The sequence below is a fragment of the Pseudogracilibacillus auburnensis genome (assembly GCF_003201975.1).
Lineage (GTDB): Bacteria > Bacillota > Bacilli > Bacillales > Amphibacillaceae > Pseudogracilibacillus > Pseudogracilibacillus auburnensis.
This window is the reverse complement of record NZ_QJJQ01000019.1, coordinates 16823-33335: the sequence shown is the minus strand read 5'-3', so window position 1 is coordinate 33335 and position 16513 is coordinate 16823. Positions and strand designations below refer to the sequence as shown.

General features: G+C 34.9%; 17 protein-coding genes and 1 tRNA gene. 10 read left to right on the top strand and 8 right to left on the bottom strand.

Features of this window, described 5'->3' with window-relative positions:
- Positions 1-2: 2 nt before the first annotated feature.
- The 5 genes from DFR56_RS19575 to DFR56_RS19555 all read left to right on the top strand — a co-directional run bounded on the left by DFR56_RS19575 (position 3) and on the right by DFR56_RS19555 (position 4181).
- Positions 3-1367: a right-handed parallel beta-helix repeat-containing protein gene (locus DFR56_RS19575; protein WP_158525731.1), complete on the top strand. Its 1365-nt coding sequence runs from the start codon at positions 3-5 to the stop codon at positions 1365-1367.
- A complete protein-coding gene (locus DFR56_RS19570; protein ID WP_110397147.1) occupies positions 1360-1866 on the top strand; it encodes a nitrous oxide reductase accessory protein NosL in 507 nt (168 codons plus the stop codon). Before DFR56_RS19575 ends, DFR56_RS19570 begins: the two co-directional genes overlap by 8 nt.
- Positions 1856-2812, top strand: coding sequence for an ABC transporter permease subunit (locus tag DFR56_RS19565; RefSeq protein WP_244916593.1), 957 nt, complete (start codon positions 1856-1858; stop codon positions 2810-2812). Before DFR56_RS19570 ends, DFR56_RS19565 begins: the two co-directional genes overlap by 11 nt.
- A 4-nt stretch (positions 2813-2816) precedes the next feature.
- Entirely contained in the window at positions 2817-3545 is a 729-nt protein-coding gene (locus tag DFR56_RS19560) for an ABC transporter ATP-binding protein (RefSeq protein WP_110397146.1), read from the top strand.
- Between the two features lie 114 nt (positions 3546-3659).
- Complete coding sequence (locus DFR56_RS19555; RefSeq protein ID WP_110397145.1) at positions 3660-4181, top strand: type 1 glutamine amidotransferase domain-containing protein; 522 nt, start codon at positions 3660-3662, stop codon at positions 4179-4181.
- A gap of 197 nt (positions 4182-4378) precedes the next feature.
- Here the strand turns inward: DFR56_RS19555 and DFR56_RS19550 are convergent, their stop codons facing one another.
- Positions 4379-5107 carry a Fic family protein gene (locus DFR56_RS19550; protein ID WP_110397144.1) on the bottom strand — a complete coding sequence of 243 codons (729 nt, stop codon included), beginning with the start codon at positions 5105-5107 and terminating at the stop codon, positions 4379-4381.
- Positions 5108-5307: 200 nt separating this feature from the next.
- Between DFR56_RS19550 and DFR56_RS19545 the strand changes: the two genes are divergently transcribed.
- From DFR56_RS19545 to DFR56_RS19530, 4 genes are read left to right on the top strand one after another with little or no spacing between them, the layout of a single operon-like run.
- On the top strand, positions 5308-6210 hold the full coding sequence (locus DFR56_RS19545; RefSeq protein ID WP_110397143.1) for an ABC transporter ATP-binding protein: 903 nt from the start codon (positions 5308-5310) through the stop codon (positions 6208-6210).
- 47 nt (positions 6211-6257) lie between these two features.
- Positions 6258-7004, top strand: coding sequence for an ABC transporter permease (locus DFR56_RS19540; protein WP_110397142.1), 747 nt, complete (start codon positions 6258-6260; stop codon positions 7002-7004).
- 22 nt (positions 7005-7026) lie between these two features.
- Positions 7027-7488: a LytTR family DNA-binding domain-containing protein gene (locus DFR56_RS19535; protein ID WP_110397141.1), complete on the top strand. Its 462-nt coding sequence runs from the start codon at positions 7027-7029 to the stop codon at positions 7486-7488.
- On the top strand, positions 7478-7888 hold the full coding sequence (locus DFR56_RS19530) for a DUF3021 domain-containing protein (protein ID WP_110397140.1): 411 nt from the start codon (positions 7478-7480) through the stop codon (positions 7886-7888). The genes DFR56_RS19535 and DFR56_RS19530 overlap by 11 nt, the downstream gene beginning before the upstream one ends.
- Positions 7889-7922: 34 nt before the next feature.
- Here DFR56_RS19530 and DFR56_RS19525 read toward each other — a convergent pair whose 3' ends face one another.
- The 6 genes from DFR56_RS19525 to DFR56_RS19500 form a co-directional block, all read right to left on the bottom strand.
- Complete coding sequence (locus DFR56_RS19525) at positions 7923-9365, bottom strand: amidase (protein ID WP_110397139.1); 1443 nt, start codon at positions 9363-9365, stop codon at positions 7923-7925.
- Between the two features lie 15 nt (positions 9366-9380).
- Positions 9381-10649, bottom strand: a complete 1269-nt coding sequence (locus DFR56_RS19520) for a TRAP transporter large permease (protein WP_110397138.1) — start codon at positions 10647-10649, stop codon at positions 9381-9383.
- Between the two features lie 17 nt (positions 10650-10666).
- A complete protein-coding gene (locus DFR56_RS19515) occupies positions 10667-11185 on the bottom strand; it encodes a TRAP transporter small permease (RefSeq protein ID WP_110397137.1) in 519 nt (172 codons plus the stop codon).
- An 85-nt stretch (positions 11186-11270) separates the two neighbouring features.
- Entirely contained in the window at positions 11271-12320 is a 1050-nt protein-coding gene (locus DFR56_RS19510) for a DctP family TRAP transporter solute-binding subunit (protein ID WP_244916592.1), read from the bottom strand.
- 102 nt (positions 12321-12422) lie between these two features.
- Positions 12423-13064 carry a GntR family transcriptional regulator gene (locus DFR56_RS19505; RefSeq protein WP_110397136.1) on the bottom strand — a complete coding sequence of 214 codons (642 nt, stop codon included), beginning with the start codon at positions 13062-13064 and terminating at the stop codon, positions 12423-12425.
- Between the two features lie 777 nt (positions 13065-13841).
- Positions 13842-14516, bottom strand: coding sequence for a phosphatase PAP2 family protein (locus tag DFR56_RS19500; RefSeq protein WP_110397135.1), 675 nt, complete (start codon positions 14514-14516; stop codon positions 13842-13844).
- Between the two features lie 226 nt (positions 14517-14742).
- Between DFR56_RS19500 and DFR56_RS19495 the strand changes: the two genes are divergently transcribed.
- Positions 14743-14815: transfer RNA gene (locus DFR56_RS19495), tRNA-Ala, on the top strand.
- A gap of 190 nt (positions 14816-15005) precedes the next feature.
- On the opposite strand, the gene DFR56_RS19490 is transcribed toward DFR56_RS19495, so the two are convergent.
- Positions 15006-15785: an acetoin reductase gene (locus tag DFR56_RS19490; RefSeq protein ID WP_110397134.1), complete on the bottom strand. Its 780-nt coding sequence runs from the start codon at positions 15783-15785 to the stop codon at positions 15006-15008.
- Positions 15786-16513: the final 728 nt, after the last annotated feature.

Genomic DNA, 16513 nt, shown 5'->3' with positions numbered 1-16513 from the left:
ATATGAGACTGAAGTTAACTATTGTCCTATTAGTTGTTGCTACTGTTCTCCTCTACGGTGGAATCGAAACGGAAGCACGTGAAATTACTGTCAACACGACGGACAATCTCCAGCAAATATTAGACAAGGCACAAGATAATGACGAAATTATGTTAGAGCCTGGAATATATGAAGGGAACTTTACGATCAATACAAAAGTACAATTGATCGGGAAAAAAGGTGCAACATTACAGGGATCCGGTCAAGGCGATGTTCTTACAGTAAATGCTGATGAAGTTACAATTGAAAACCTCCAAATCGAAAAAGGTGGATCCCAAAATGCTGGGATCTACCTTAAATCAAACCGGAACATGATCAAAAACAATAAGATATACGACGTTTTTCATGGAATCGTCGTTCGAGATGGCTACGGGAACGTCATTACGGAAAATGTGATTACTAGTTTTAAACATGCTTCAAATAAAGGATATGCGATTTATTTAATCGAGGCACCTAATTCAAGGGTAACAACTAACTTTACGTACGATACGAATGATGGAATATACATTTCTTACTCTAACCTTTGCGAAATTGCCTATAACAACATCGTAAGAGCAAGATATGGGATTCATACAATGGATTCAAAAGATGTTGTTATTGCAGAAAACTATATTTCTCAAAGTAGAAATGGATTAATGATTATGCAAAGTTATAACCTGCAAATCAAAAAGAACTTTTTATATGAGAACACAACGATTACTGGAGTAGGAATTTTTCTATTTGATACCTTCAATTCAAGTATTCAGGCAAATGTGATGAAAAAAAATAATAAAGGAATTTTCTTAGAAAATGCTATTGAAAATCTCATTGAATTTAATCAGATTGAAAGTAATGAAAAAGGAATAGAAATTGGGAAAAATTCAAATGGGAACCAAATAAATCTCAATAACTTCATTCGTAATAATCAACAAGTCATCTCTAATGAGGAAAATGAAAACGAATTTAGTTGGGATGGATATGGTAACTACTGGGACAATCAACAATCAGTAAATATATCACAAACTGAAACAATTGATTATGCGTATAAAAGTGGGGATGTATTTTATCATTTAACAATGAATGAAGCATATTTACAAATCTTTACTGGTAGTCCTGCTGTACGCCTTTGGAATATGGTTGAACAATTTGTACCAGTTGTATCAAACAAATTTGTCGTCGATGAACACCCTCTTGCTAAACCAGCAACAATTGATATCGATGTTGTGAATCATCATTCTGATAAAGTTTTAAAATCGGGAATTTCATGGAAACCATTTATTATTTTCTTATGCTTTATGATTTTTAGTATCGTTATTTTCAAAACAGCGAGGAGGGAAAGACATGAATAAGTTTTTGTTCGTACCTTTATTGATCGTTGGTTTACTAATTGGTTGTACATCCCAAGTATCACTTGATCCTGTCGAAATTGATGGAGATGTCGAGAGCTGTGCAGAGTGTAATATGGGAATCAATGAAATAGAACATGCAACCCAAGTTATTTTAGAAGATGGTACACCAAAAATTTATGATGATATTGGATGTATGGTGATTGATCTAAATGAAAATGATGAGAATGTAGGCATTGGTTATGTTCACGATCATGATTCAGGAGAATGGATTGACATGAAAGAAGCAACATATGTGCAAGAAAGTACCATCCATACCCCGATGAACTATGGAATCATTGCTTTTGAATCAGGGGATGATGCAAATTCGTTTCAAGCTGCACATGGTGGAGATATTTTTTCTTATGATGAACTTCTTCAACTAAATATCCTAGATCTAAAACATGGAGATGAACATGATCACGATCATCATGGAGAAGAGAGTGATTCCCATGATGAATAAAAGTAAAACAATCCTAAAAATGATTGGCCATGAATTACGATTGTCACTAAGAAGTAAATGGCTACTTAATTTTACTATTCTTTTTATGGCAATGGCTGCACTATTTTATTTCTACGGCATTAAGTCAATTGAAGCTGATCCTACAGATGTAAAGTACGGGCTTGAGTCTGTCGGAGTCGTTGATACCGGAACAGTAGACCCCGCCTATTTTGGATTAGAAGAAATATCTTCCTCAGATAATGTCAACGATGAAGTAAACCAACATGTTGGATATAACCGTGCCATAGCCATGTTAATGAATTTATCGCTTTGGCTCATTCCGATTATTTGTTTAATCCTTGGGGCAAACTCCATTATCGCCGATAAGGAAGGTGGGCGTTTATCCTTATATAAAACATACCAAATGCCATATTTCTACTATTTATTTAGCAAATTTATCGCTCTCTCTACATCTTTAATTGCCTCACTTGGAATCTCGTACGGTATTTTTGGTGTCATCTTGTCCATTACAGGAAATGCTATTGAAGCATCCTTTTTTCTCACCTTCTTTCTGTTGAATATTTTACTTGTGATTACTTTTTCAGCATTATCCTTATTTGTAGGGGCTATAAGTGTAACGAGGATGCAAGGACTGTCTTTAGCATTATTTATCTGGAGTTTTCTCGTTTTTGTCTATGAATTTATCATTTTCTCTGTTGTTGATGTGATCCCTTATGCGCAAAAATTAAATAGTATGCTCATCTTAATTTTATTAAACCCAATTGAATCTATTCGTGTCTGGTCTATTGAACAGCTTAATGCCGATTATATATTCGGTCCTGAATTTCTGATTTTGAATGAATGGGGAACGAACGGAATATTAACCAATTACATCATGATATCTATTCTGTTCATGGTACTCATTGTACTTTTCGTTTCTAACCAAGTGATTAAGGTCCGGGGGTGAAATGATGTCAACAAAAAAAGCTGTTTTAAAAATCGTTAACCTATCAAAAACATATGGTAAAAAACAAGTGCTCGTTCCAACAAATTTAACGATATATGATGGAGAATGTGTCGTACTTTGTGGTGGCAATGGTGCTGGAAAAAGTACATTAATAAAATTGATCACCGGTATCGAAAAGCCTTCAACAGGAACATTTACATTCACAGTCAATAAGAAAAAGTCATTTGGTTTCATGCCAGATGATATGCATTTCTCCCCTGAACTGACAGCAACTGAAGTGTTACGTTATTATGCGAATTTTTTAGGGGTGAAACAAACCAAAATTACCGCTATCTTAAAAAGGGTTGGATTATGGGAAGTACGTAACCTAAGAGTTAGTTCCTTTTCAAAAGGGATGTCGCAACGAGTTAACCTAGCACAAGCATTACTTGCCGATGTCGATGTGTATATTTTTGACGAACCGACAAACGGCCTAGATCCATATTGGGTCATTGAATTTAAAAAAATTATCAATGAATTAAAACAAGCAGGAAAAACGATTGTTTTGAGTAGTCATATCATGCGAGACGTAATTGAAATTTCTGATCGGGTTATTATTCTATTTGAAGGTATTGTGAAAGAAGATGGTAGTATACAACAAATATATAAAAGACAAAATTGCATGAATTTAGAAGAAGTGTTTTTAAACATTTTACAAGAAGAAAAGCCTAAGCAGGTAGAAAAGAAAGATTAGCAGATGGATAGTCTCCCACTACTTTAGTGAGGGGGCTTTTTTTCATCTTCCTTTGGGACAGATCCATTTTTTCTGATACACTAAAAGAAGGACGAAAAGGAAAGGATGGATAAAATGCGTTTAAAAGATAAAAAGGTTATCGCTCTGGTCGATCATGAATTTGAAGATTTGGAGCATTGGTACCCTGTTTACCGCTTACGGGAAGAAGGAGCACAAGTTGATTTAGTCGGACCTGAGGCTGGCGTTACATACAACGGGAAATATGGTGTTCCAGCAAAAACGGATTACGCGTTCACAGATATAAATGCGGAAGATTACGATGCTATTCTCGTTCCAGGTGGTTGGGCACCAGATAAATTACGTCGTTATCCTGAGGTGCTTAAGTTTATCCAAGTGATGGATGAAGCGAAAAAGCCAATCGGTCAAATTTGCCATGCAGGTTGGGTACTTATTTCAGCCAATATTTTACAAGGCAAAAAAGTAACAAGCACACCTGGGATTAAAGATGATATGACAAATGCAGGTGCAACTTGGGTAGATGAAGCGGTCGTTGTTGATGGTCACCTTGTTTCAAGCCGTCGTCCACCCGATTTACCACCATATGTAAAAGTTTTTGCTGATAAGTTAGCTGAATAACGAGATTTGCGCTCAGGTTTCTGGGCGTTTTTTCATACTAATGGGCTTCCACTATGTGCTTGAATGGTATGTTAAAATAATTTTTTAATGGACTTGATGTTAAGTATTATAGCTAATTCATCAATCAGATTAATATATATGTTTCTCCCCTAAAACGTAACGATTGCCCCCTTTAAAATGAATTGGTATCCATACCTTTAATTCATTGCATGTAAATACAGGTCTAAAGATACCTCGACTTCCGCGGCTATCAACCGAATAAAATCATCATACTCTTTTGCGGTATTTGCTTTATCCAAAGCTTCATAATAATTTAATCGATTTTCTACTTTAACTACAATCGGTGGAAAACCTTCTTTCATCAGTTCCAAATTTAATAACAAACGTGCTGTACGTCCATTGCCATCTATAAAAGGATGAATCCCAACAAATATGGCATGCAACATTGCTCCACGAATGATAGGATGTAACAGTTTTGCTTCTTTTTCGTACCACTCCATTAAATTATCCATCTGTTCATTTATCCGAAATGGGTCTGGTGGTATATGATTGGCGCCTGAGATAAATACTTGTTGGTCCCGGTAAACATCTGCATACCTATCGTGAATCCCTTTTAAAATAAGTCGTTGTATGTTTTTAATTTGCCATTCTGATACAGATTCACCCTTTGCGACAATTTCTTCCACATAGAGAATCGCATCACGGTGGTTAATAACCTCTAAATGTTCCCGCATCGTTTTCCCACCAACAGTAATACCTTCTAGCACTACTTTCATTTCATTGATTGTTAATGTATTCCCCTCTATTGCGTTAGAATTGTATGTCCATTCAAGCAATAACTTTTCGTGTAAACTTTTTACTGTATGTTTTGATAAAGGACGTTTTGTATCAAGTAACGCTTTTTTTTGATCTATTTGTTTAAACATTCTATCTCCCCTTCTCCATCAGCGTTTTGATCAAATCTATATTAAGTTTACCATCATTCACTCTCATTATTTTCCTAATTAAAAATTTCAAACACTTTTCCTACCATGTTGAACATTGGAACCTTCATGTTATTCCATTCAGCCACAAAAAGGGATCTATCTCCTTTATGATAAAGCCATCAAATAAGGTGGTGGTTATATTGTTATCCATTAAAAATATGAGTAAAAACTATGGATCTACTAAGGCATTACAAAATATTTCATTCAATATAGAAAAGGGAAGCTGTTTCGGTTTAGTCGGTCCTAATGGAGCAGGAAAGTCTACATTAATTAAAATCATTGTCGGGATTATTCAACAATATGAAGGGACGATAACATTCGGAAAAAGTCTAGGAGCTAACCAAAAACAGAAGATTGGCTATGTCCCCCAAGAAGTTTGTTTAGAAGAAAACGTTTCCGCTCTAGAAAACTTATATTTCTTCGGAAAAATGTATCGGTTAACAGGCAAAGAATTACATGAACGTGCCGATGAAGTGCTTTCTTATATTGGATTATCAGACCGGAAAAAAGATAAGGTGAAAACATTTTCAGGTGGGATGAAAAGACGGCTTAATATTGGCTGTGCTCTAATGAAAGAGCCAGAGTTAATTATGATGGATGAACCAACTGTCGGAATTGACCCGCAGTCGCGGCAATACATTTTAAATATGATGAACGAAATGAAACAGGAAAACCGGACGATTATATATTCGAGCCATTATATTGAAGAAGTTGAAAAAATTTGTGATGATATTGCCTTTATTGATCATGGGAAAATAATCGAACATAACAATATGGACGTATTATTAAAAAAACATGCGATCCCATCCGTATACTTTTCAGGTGATCGTTGTAGTAAATACATTCAAGAAATTGAGCACCTTGGTACTATAACAGAACATAAAAAAGGATATATATTGACGACAAGAAATCCAATGCAAGCGATGGAAAAAATCTTGCAATTAAGTAAAAAAAATAGTGTTGTCCTAGATCAGTTTGAACTATTGCAACCTAAACTAGAAGATGTATTTTTTACATTAACAGGTAGCGAACTCCGTGCATAACGTGATACACCTGTTTTGTAGTGAATAAATTCGAGGAGGAAGAAAAAATGAAAGCCGTATTTAAAGTCGAGATGATAAAAAATTTACAAGATAAAGGATTGTATTTTTGGACATTTATTTTACCGATCATTTTTACCGTGCTGTTTATTTCTATCTTTACTGCTGGTACAGAAGGTGCGGATAAGGAATATGTTATTATTTCTATCGTACCAGGATATACAGTTATGTTTGTCTTTTTCATTATTATCTCAATGGGATTTTCTTTTATAGAAGATCGGAATAAAGGAATGGTCGCTCGTTTAGCAAGTACCCCACTCTCCCCCTACGCTTACTTAATGGGAAAATGGACACCTTACATGGTCATTGTGATGATTCAAATCATCGTACTACTTACATTTGGTAAAATCGTTTATAATATTCCAATAGACCAACCTGTCTTACTAAGCCTTTTAGCAATCATACTCACTCTTTGTATAACAGGGATGGGCCTGGCCATTTCATTACTAATCCCAACTGGAAATATGGGCGTCGCTATTACTCAAGTAGTCGCATTAGGTGGAGCGTTACTAGGAGGGCTATGGATGCCTCTTGAGCATATGCCAACCCTCTTTCAAAAAATCGGAAAGTTTACTCCACAATTTTGGGCACATAAGGCATTTAAAGATGCGATGACAGGAACATTAAGCCATTCTAATTTTCTAGTAGCGGCCCTTGTTTTACTTAGTATTGGATGTGTTGGTTTTATCATAGCCTTAGTAACATACCCTAATTTCTTAAAACGAGCCAAAAATTAGTACTTCATAATGGAGGAGTAGAATGAAAGTAAATATCGATATCGATGAAGAACATGAAGGAACTTCCATTACGATCCAAACAGATAAATGGACAGATGAACTCGAGCATCTGTTAACCTTAATAAAAAAAGAGACGCCGAAACGATTGTTTGGAGTGGATGAAGATCAAACAATACTCCTAAACCCAAAAGAAATTGATTTTATTTACGCTGAAAACCGAAAAGTGTATGCAGCCTTACAAAATAGACGTTTAGAAATTAGAATGAAATTGTATGAAATTGAAAATATGTTAGCATCCCATCATTTTATGCGCTTTTCTAAATCGGTTATTGGGAATATTAACCGAATCCAACGATTTGAACTTTCGTTTAATGGAAATTTATGCGTCTATTTTACATCAGGAAATAAGGAGTATATTACACGTAAATATGTAACAAGTGTCAAGGAAAAACTCGCGATGGGAGGCACTGACCATGATAATTGAAGTACTTAAAAGATTGATGAGTGGAGTTGCTTGGGGTGGAATCTTTACCTTTCTAGCTCTTACTGTATTAATGCTGTATGATATGAACCCAGATGTTTCGATCATTTGGCTATATATGTTGGCAAGCATGATACTTGGTATGTATTTTGGTCTTGCATCCTTTATCCTTGAACGTGAAGATTGGAGCCCATTAAAAAAGATAGTAATTCATTTTCTCTTATCGAGTACCGTTTACTTTGCCATCGCTATTCCAATTGGATGGGTGATGTTTACCCCAATAGCAATTGTTCTCACTTTCATCTTATTTATCATCGTATACATTTTATTTTGGTCCGGATTTCAAGCTTATTATAAAAAGGTGGAAGCATCTTTAAATAACACATTAAAGAAGAAAAAGTAAAAAAGCAGAGGCTTATCAAACAGCCCCTGTTTTTTTATCTTGTCACTTTATGCGTCATATTAATATCCTGTTTAAAGGTTGGGATCTTCAATGCTTGTTCTAATGCATATCCTACCCTGTATAAAAATGCTTCTGAAAAATCTCTACCAATGAACTGAACGCCGATCGGTAACCCCGCTTGTGAAAATCCACTTGGAACCGAAAGACTCGGCAGCCCAGTTAAATTCGTTGGAGATGTTAATTTTAAAATCGACCAACGAATATGTTCCTCATTATATTTATCAATATCGACATGTCGACTATCAATGTTAATAGGTAAAATCGGAACGGTCGGTGTTAACAGCACATCAACTTCCTCTAATGTCTCTTCAAATCTACGTTTAATTAATTGTCTTGTTTGAAGCGCATGTGAATACTCATACCCCATCACATCAACGGCAGTGTAAAGTCTTTCCTTTACTTCATCATCCCAATTATCTGGATACTGTTCTAAGCGGTCTTTATGAAGTGCATACGCATCACTACAAAGAATCGTACGTTGTGCATCGTAATATTGAGCTATATCTTGAATCGATACATCCTGAACAATGGCACCTAACTCTTTTAACGTTTCAATTTGTTTATTTACATTTGCCGTGATTTCGGGATGAACATGTTCATAGAAAAATGCACGTGGAATGCCTATTTTAATCCCTTTAATTCCGTCTTTTAATCCTTGTGAAAAGTCTTCCGAATCGACTTTAATTGCGTTCGGATCATTAATATCATATCCTTGTATTGCATTCAACAAGAGCACATTATCTTCCACTGTACGGGTCATTGGTCCAACATGATCCAAATTCCAAGAAAGTGGGAAGATACTATTTTTACTAATTCGTCCATACGTAGGTTTCATTGCAACAATTCCACAAAAAGATGCTGGTATACGCACAGAACCACCTGTATCTGTGCCAAGTGCACCAAAGTTCATTCCAGTAGCAACAGCTGCGGCTGAGCCACTACTTGAGCCTCCAGTCATTTTTGTTGTATCATATGGATTGCGAACCGGTCCATAAAATGATCGATCCCCAGTTGGGCCATAAGCAAACTGATGTGTATTTTGTTTTCCTGTAATAATCGCGCCTGCTTCTTTTAATTTCTGTACGACAAATGCATCTTCTTCAGGAATAAATTGATCAAAAATTTCTGATCCCATTGTCGTACGTGTCTCTTTTGTATAAATCATATCTTTAAGGCCAATCGGAATACCATGTAAAGGGCCTTTATAGTTTCCTTCATTGATTTCTTTTTCTGCACGCTTGGCATCTTGCATAATTTGTTCCTTATCCACTGTAATAAAAGCATTTATATGTGGATCAATTTCATCCATTCGCTTGAACGTCTGTTCTATCAGTTCGACAGGTGAAATTACTTTTTTTCTAATTAATTCCCCGATTTCTTTTAAACTATGAGATACTATTTGGTTAGTTTCTTCCATAAATTAGCGCTCCTCTTATTTCAGTAAAGATAACGAGATTTGTGGGAAAATAATAACGAGTATTAAACCAATTAAAATTAGCCCAAAGAATGGTAAAACCCCGTAAACAACCTCGCCTAGCTTCTCCTTACTTATTCCACTAACGACGAATAAATTTAATCCGACCGGCGGTGTAATCATCGCTATTTCCATATTTATTGTCATAATGATTGCAAAGTGAATTAAATTAATATCAAATAAAATTAAAATTGGTAATAATATCGGAAGTGTAATTAATATGATCGATACTGAATCTAAAAACATTCCTAAAATAAAAAATAAAATATTAACACCAATAATAAATGTCCATTTACTCGTTGCACTACCTTCGATCCAGTGTGCTAAATCTTGCGGAATTTGCTCCGCTGTTAAAAACATCCCAAAAATAGTTGCTGAAGCGATAATTAAAAAGATCATCGCCGTAATATTGATCGATTCTTTAATAATACGACGGAATACCGCTAATGTCATTTCTTTATAAACAAAAATAGAGATGATAAATGCATAAAAGGCGGCAACAAATGAAGCCTCCGTAGGTGTCATTGCTCCGGAATAGATTCCTCCAAGAATTAACACAGGTAAAATAAAGCCCCATAATGCCTTACGTGTTTTTTGTAATCTTTCTTTCATATTTTGCTTCGGTAAACGTCCATATTTGTGGATACGAGCATTGACAATCGCAAAAATAATTAATATAACTCCGAGTAAAATTCCTGGAATCACTCCAGCCATAAATAAGTCACCGATTGATTGCTCAGACACAACCCCATAAATAATTAAAGGAATCGATGGAGGAAGTAAAATCCCTAATGTTCCTGCTGCTGCAACTAATCCCATCGAATAACGTTTACTATAGCCAGCTTCCACCATCGAAGGAATCATGATCCCACCGATTGCTGCTGCAGTTGCAGGGCTCGACCCTGAAATAGCTGCAAAAAGCATACATGCCAAAATAGTAACGATAGCCAACCCACCACTTACATGACCAATCCAAGATTTAATTGCTTCAATTAAGTGAAAGGAAATGCCACCTCTAGCCATAATAATTCCAGCGAATACAAATCCAGGAATGGCCATTAACGCTGATCCACTTGATGCAACATACATTTTATGAATTACTGGATACATGGTAAAATCTATCATACTTAGTGCAAAAATACTAGATAATCCTAAACTGACCGCAATCGGTACTCGAAGTAAACAGAGAATGACGAACGATACGAGTAATACTATTGTAGCATCCAATCATTATCCCCCCTTTTCTAAAATAACTCCTCGATATTTGTTTCTTGCGTCTTTTCCTCTTTATTCCAATGACGAAAAATATTAATTAATTTTAATAAAAAGTAAAATGACAATAAGCCCATACCAATAGGCATTGCTAAATAGGTTAGCCAAAGAGGCACTCCAACATCAATCGTAATTCCGCCTTGCTGATGAGCAACAGATACCATTTCAACACCCATCACTGTTAGAAAAACACTGAATCCAAGACCTAACGAATTTGCTATAACATCAACTATTTTTTTGGCGATTGAAGGCAATTTTTCATACAATAAATCAACAGCAATATGTTGGTTATCTTTTAAAGCCATACCAAATCCGATAAAAATAGCAAAGACCATAAATGTTTCGAATATTTCAGTGGTCCAAGTTACAGGACTATTCACAATGTAACGCATAAATACTCCATATAAACTTATGATGGATCCACCGATAAAAAAGAACGATGCGACAAACTCTTCTATACCTTCTAAAAAAGTAAAAAGTTTATTTTTCATTTTCTCACACCTTACTTATTGTTAGAAAATAATAATATTACAGCAAGCGCTGCAATATTATTATGCCAACAATTATTTATCAAATTTATTTTCCTACGTTTTGTGCGGCTTCGATATACTCTTCACCAATAACTGGAGCATATTTTTCATAAACTGGCTCCCATACTTTAACAAAAGCTTCTCTTTCTTCATCTGTTAATTCATACACTTCAACATTGCCACGATTTTTAATTTCTTCAAAAGCTTTTTCGTTCATTTCTTTAGAAGCTTCACGAGCAGCGTCTGTTCCTGCTTTAATACCTTCTTCCACAATTTTCTTCGTCTCATCATTTAAGCTATCCATAAATTCTTTGTTAGCAAAGAACCCTACGTCCACACGAGTATCACCAATAACAGTTAAATATTTTTGTACTTCATCAAACTTTTTAGACTCTGTGTTTACAAATGTATTCGTTTGCCCATCAACTACACCTTGTTGTAATGAAGTGTATAATTCTGTAAATGGAATCGATACAGATCCCGCATCCAAAGCTTTGAATACGTCTTCAAGAACTTGTCCACCTTGCGTACGGAGATTAAGTCCTTTAAAGTCTTCAGGTGATTTTAATGGACGTTTGTTATTTGTGAAATGTTTCGGACCATTTGGCCACATAGCTAACCCATAAATGCCGTCTTTTTCAAGTGCTGATAATATTTCCATTCCTTTTTCACTATCCCAGAATTCAACAGCCTCATCATCGCTTGCAAATAAAAATGGTAATGAAGGGATATTAAATCGTTCGTCATCTCCAACAAGCTTTGATAAATCTTGTTGTGTAAATTGAACATTGTTTGCAGCTAAACTTTGCATCACATCTTGGTCACCATATAATTGACCGTTCGGATACACTTGTACTTCAATTTTACCTTCTGAAGCGTTTTCAATATATTCTTTAAATGCAATCGAACCAACATGTTGTGAAGTATTTTCTGCTACTTCATGTGATAATTTAATTGTTATCTCTTGTACACCATCATCGCTTGCATCATTTTTACTTTCTTTCTTTCCTTCGTCTTTTCCTCCGCCACATGCGGCTAACATTACTAGCATTGCAATGACTAATAGACATAATGAAAACAGTTTTGTTCTTTTCAATTTTTCTGGCACTCCATTCAAATAATTTTTGTACTATCTTGATGTGATAAATCATGTTTACTCTTTATCTGATACCACCGCCTTTCAATGCCATCTATACTGTCAATCGTAATATTTTTTAATTTTTTCTCGAACACTATTTAAATGATTCAAAATTGGCTCTCTAACGTTACCAGTTTCAAGTCCTGCCAATATCTCTCTATGCTCTTTAATAACGGTTTCACGACGTTTTGCGTCTTTTAAGAGCACATTACCAATTCGCCGCATCATATCGTAAATTTGTTCATTCATGGCCATTAAGCGTGAATTGTTTGTATATTCAATTAGTTTTTTATGAAATTGATGATCTAGATTCGTAAATTCCTTTTTAGTTTGTTCTTCTGTATCCGTATTCATTAGACGAATTAAATAACTTAATTCATCGTATTTTCCTTCATCAAAGTCTTTTGCAACCATTTCGGCTACTGAAGTTTCGAAAATTTTTCTTATTTGAAAAATTTCTTCCACATCGTTAAATGTCAATGGACTTACATACACCCCTTTATTTGGAAGCGAATATACTAATCCTTCAGACTCTAAAATTTGGATCGCTTCCCGAAACGGCGTACCACTTACACCATAAAGTTCTTGTGCAGACCGTTGTGTGATGGACATATTGTCTTCTAATTCTCCGCTCAATATTGCTTCTTTTAGGTTTGTATAAACATCCATTTTTAGTGAACTTTTTATTTTCCAACTTTCCATGTTTATCACCTTTTTTTAAGTTATGATTTGGATTATATATAACACTGAATTGTTTGTCAATAATATTATATAACACGCAATATTCTGTCATTTCATCATTTACTGACTAAACGATTATAATTCGTTCGTATTTCAGCGTTTCCAGCACTTTGTTATAAAGCGGAATTGTTAAAAATACCATTAAGTGGCGATTTAGATTATCGAATAATTTCATCCTTCAAATAGGTAAAGATTCATCCGAACAATATAACATGGAAAGCGTTCCCTTCTACTACAGGTGAACGCTTTCCACAGTATGACCCTAAGGATTCCCGCCCGTCGCAGGCAAAAAATGATCTAGATCTACGCTTTCTCAATGCCAAAAACATTGTGCATCGAAATGAAACACAGCTAGTTTCACAAATAACTTTTTCTACAAGTAACAATTAAAGAACAAAAGCGCAAGCGCTCGTTTAGCGACGTACAAATTGGAGAGCTTCTGACGAGATAAAGGAAACATGCCCCTTCTTCATAAGGGTATGCCGACGTTGGGCGGAAAGCCCGATTTTAGTCGGCCTTCCTTAAAACTTGAACCGATGTTGACTTTCACCCAAGGGCATAAGTGCGACTAAGCCTCTGCCTAAAGCCAATCGGCAAGTCTTCTTTATCATAGGAGGAAGCTTGAAATTTGCTACAGCTTTAGCGCTTAAGCTAGACGCGACTATTAGTGCAAATAAACTTATCCACAATTATATTTAAATATAATTTCCTAGACAATAAAAAAAGGCTAGCGACCTTTTATCGATGTGAAAACATCTGGTAGCTAGCCTGTTTTGGTGTATAAAAAAAGTACAAACATAAAAAGAACCAAGAAATAGAAATTAGAAGAGCACCGGCAATATCTGTCGCAAAATGCGCATCTAACATAATTCTACTTAATGCTACAGTAACAATTAACGCAACAAATACGATAAGCGTAATAAATTTTAACATACTATTTTTACCGAATCGATAAGATAAGTAAATTAAAAATAAAAATAAAATTGTCGCTCGCATCGTATGACCACTCGGAAAACTGTATGACTGGATCTCTAAATTTTGATTAAATACTTCAATATAGCTTACTTCATCACCCGGTCTGGCCCGGCGGATCAGCATTTTCAACGCTAAATTAAGAACAACTCCACCAACAGAAACAGTAAAAAAGAAAAATAACTGTTTCCAATTTCGCCTGATTAACAATACGAGTCCAACTATGACAGTCACTAGCAATATCATTTCACTCGAACCGATAAAGGAAGCATAGTTCATAAGAGGTAACGAGTTTTGATCCGCCCAGTATGCTACATTTTCATCAATCAGAAGGCCTTGTGTCCCCGATGTCATAAATGCCACGACCATAAATAAAAATAAAAAAACACCTGAGATAATGATGATTGGCTTTTTATTCGAACGAATTTTAATCCACCACACTTTCTAAAATAGTCTGAGTTTAACCTAGATTGATCACTCACTACCTAGTCCTAACCTGCCCACCTCTTTCTCCCCAAAAAAGAGATAGGTAAATTTAAACTATAGTTCACCATTTTACAAGATTCTATTTTCATATACAATTATCTTCATCTTGAAAAATTTGCTATTATATCAATTTGGTTGATAAAAAATGAAAACGTAATATAATAGAAGTTAGTGACTTTTTGGGGCATTAGCTCAGTTGGGAGAGTGCTTGTCTGGCAGACAAGAGGTCACCGGTTCAAGCCCGGTATGCTCCATCATGGAAAACGCTGATACAATGTAGTGTATCAGCGTTTATTATTTTGAAATATTCCTCATAGGGCTTCATTATTGGATACTAACAGGAACCCTCTTCTTTTCCAACACATTCATCGACCTCTTACTAATTATCATTTACTTTTACAGTGCACTGCATTAATAATACTCTGCATAAGCATAAATAAGTCATTAATTAAAGACCATACCACCATCAGTAAGAATGTTTTGACCTGTAATGTAATCAGCATTTGGTGAGGCTAAAAACGATACAAGATTTGCCACATCTTCTGGAGTTTGCGTACGACCAAGTGCAATTCCCTCGGCATATTTTTCAAAGGCTTCCCCTTTTTTAGTCCCCAAAAATTTCATCATTTTTTCATCTAGTCGTTCCCACATAGACGTTCCTACAATACCTGGACAATAAGAATTTACGGTGATTTTATGTTTAGCAAGTTCTTTTGCAGCACTATGTGTTATACCTTTCACAGCAAATTTTGAAGCAGTGTACGGCCCTAACATTTCAAATCCTTCTTGTCCTGCAATGCTGCATGCATTAATAATTTTACCACCAGTCTTTTGTTCAATCATTTGGTTTGCCGCAGCTTGAATACCAAATAGCACCCCTTTTACATTTATATCTAATACTGGATCTACCATCTTAGGATCTATTTCAATAATAGGTGCTACTTCTCCTTCAATACCGGCGTTATTAATAAATACATCCACACTCCCAAAAGTATCAACTGCATGTTTTACAAGTGCCTTTTGATCATCAAGTTTTGATACGTTTCCAACAAATGATGTAACTTCTACTCCATTATTTTTAAATTCTTTTTCAGTTTCAATCAATGTTTGTTCATTAATATCGCTTAACACAATCGAAAATCCATCATTAGCTAAACGTTCACCTAATACTTTTCCTATTCCTTGACCTGAACCTGTAATAACCGCTACTTTTTGTTTACTCATTATTTTCTTCCTCCTAATTTGATATCAATATCCTTATTATGTGTCATATATTTTAAACAAGTCATGAAGACTGAATATTAAATCAAGCTAACGTCCTCTTCTAACACAAGGAAACGAACGTTGAGAAATAAAAATAATTTATTGTTGGTATTCACCATTGTCATTATTGTGAATGCTTCTCGCTAATATAAATGAAAGAGATGAAATTTGCAGTAGGAAAAGAAGGAATAAAAAATAAATGTTCTCCTTACTAAAGGGAATTTCGTTGAACAAAATAATATGCAAACCGAAAAAACGTAGCCAAAACCTTTTGAATAACTTGGAAAAACAGACTAAGAACTATTTTTGAAACTTTGATATCTTTTTTATCATATGGATTCGACTTTAAATATAAAGCATTGCTTGACTATGCTATTATACTTTTAATTTGACGCTAATGTTTTAATAAATAACATTCACGAATAGCCAATAATCGTGAATCCTAAAGAGCAAAATTACTTTATAAATTAAACCATTACAAATAGGGAAATAAATAACTTAATTAGTTATGATGACATATTGTTAAAACTATATCAATATCACTGCCCCATCATTCCCGAGAAAATAAATCATAAAAATTGTAACTAAAGTTAACATATACATCATATATTCTATTATAGAAATATGGATCACGTTATGGTATAATTTATGTAACTTAATAATTTGGTATGAGTTTACATGAGAGACCA

What these genes read in the sequence shown, in the direction of transcription:
- DFR56_RS19575 (WP_158525731.1), top strand. Translation starts at nt 3, where the DNA reads ATGAGACTGAAGTTAACTATTGTCCTATTAGTTGTTGCTACTGTTCTC.
- DFR56_RS19570 (WP_110397147.1), top strand. Translation starts at nt 1,360, where the DNA reads ATGAATAAGTTTTTGTTCGTACCTTTATTGATCGTTGGTTTACTAATT.
- DFR56_RS19565 (WP_244916593.1), top strand. Translation starts at nt 1,856, where the DNA reads ATGATGAATAAAAGTAAAACAATCCTAAAAATGATTGGCCATGAATTA.
- DFR56_RS19560 (WP_110397146.1), top strand. Translation starts at nt 2,817, where the DNA reads ATGTCAACAAAAAAAGCTGTTTTAAAAATCGTTAACCTATCAAAAACA.
- DFR56_RS19555 (WP_110397145.1), top strand. Translation starts at nt 3,660, where the DNA reads ATGCGTTTAAAAGATAAAAAGGTTATCGCTCTGGTCGATCATGAATTT.
- DFR56_RS19550 (WP_110397144.1), bottom strand. Translation starts at nt 5,107, where the DNA reads ATGTTTAAACAAATAGATCAAAAAAAAGCGTTACTTGATACAAAACGT.
- DFR56_RS19540 (WP_110397142.1), top strand. Translation starts at nt 6,258, where the DNA reads ATGAAAGCCGTATTTAAAGTCGAGATGATAAAAAATTTACAAGATAAA.
- DFR56_RS19535 (WP_110397141.1), top strand. Translation starts at nt 7,027, where the DNA reads ATGAAAGTAAATATCGATATCGATGAAGAACATGAAGGAACTTCCATT.
- DFR56_RS19530 (WP_110397140.1), top strand. Translation starts at nt 7,478, where the DNA reads ATGATAATTGAAGTACTTAAAAGATTGATGAGTGGAGTTGCTTGGGGT.
- DFR56_RS19525 (WP_110397139.1), bottom strand. Translation starts at nt 9,365, where the DNA reads ATGGAAGAAACTAACCAAATAGTATCTCATAGTTTAAAAGAAATCGGG.
- DFR56_RS19515 (WP_110397137.1), bottom strand. Translation starts at nt 11,185, where the DNA reads ATGAAAAATAAACTTTTTACTTTTTTAGAAGGTATAGAAGAGTTTGTC.
- DFR56_RS19505 (WP_110397136.1), bottom strand. Translation starts at nt 13,064, where the DNA reads ATGGAAAGTTGGAAAATAAAAAGTTCACTAAAAATGGATGTTTATACA.
- DFR56_RS19490 (WP_110397134.1), bottom strand. Translation starts at nt 15,785, where the DNA reads ATGAGTAAACAAAAAGTAGCGGTTATTACAGGTTCAGGTCAAGGAATA.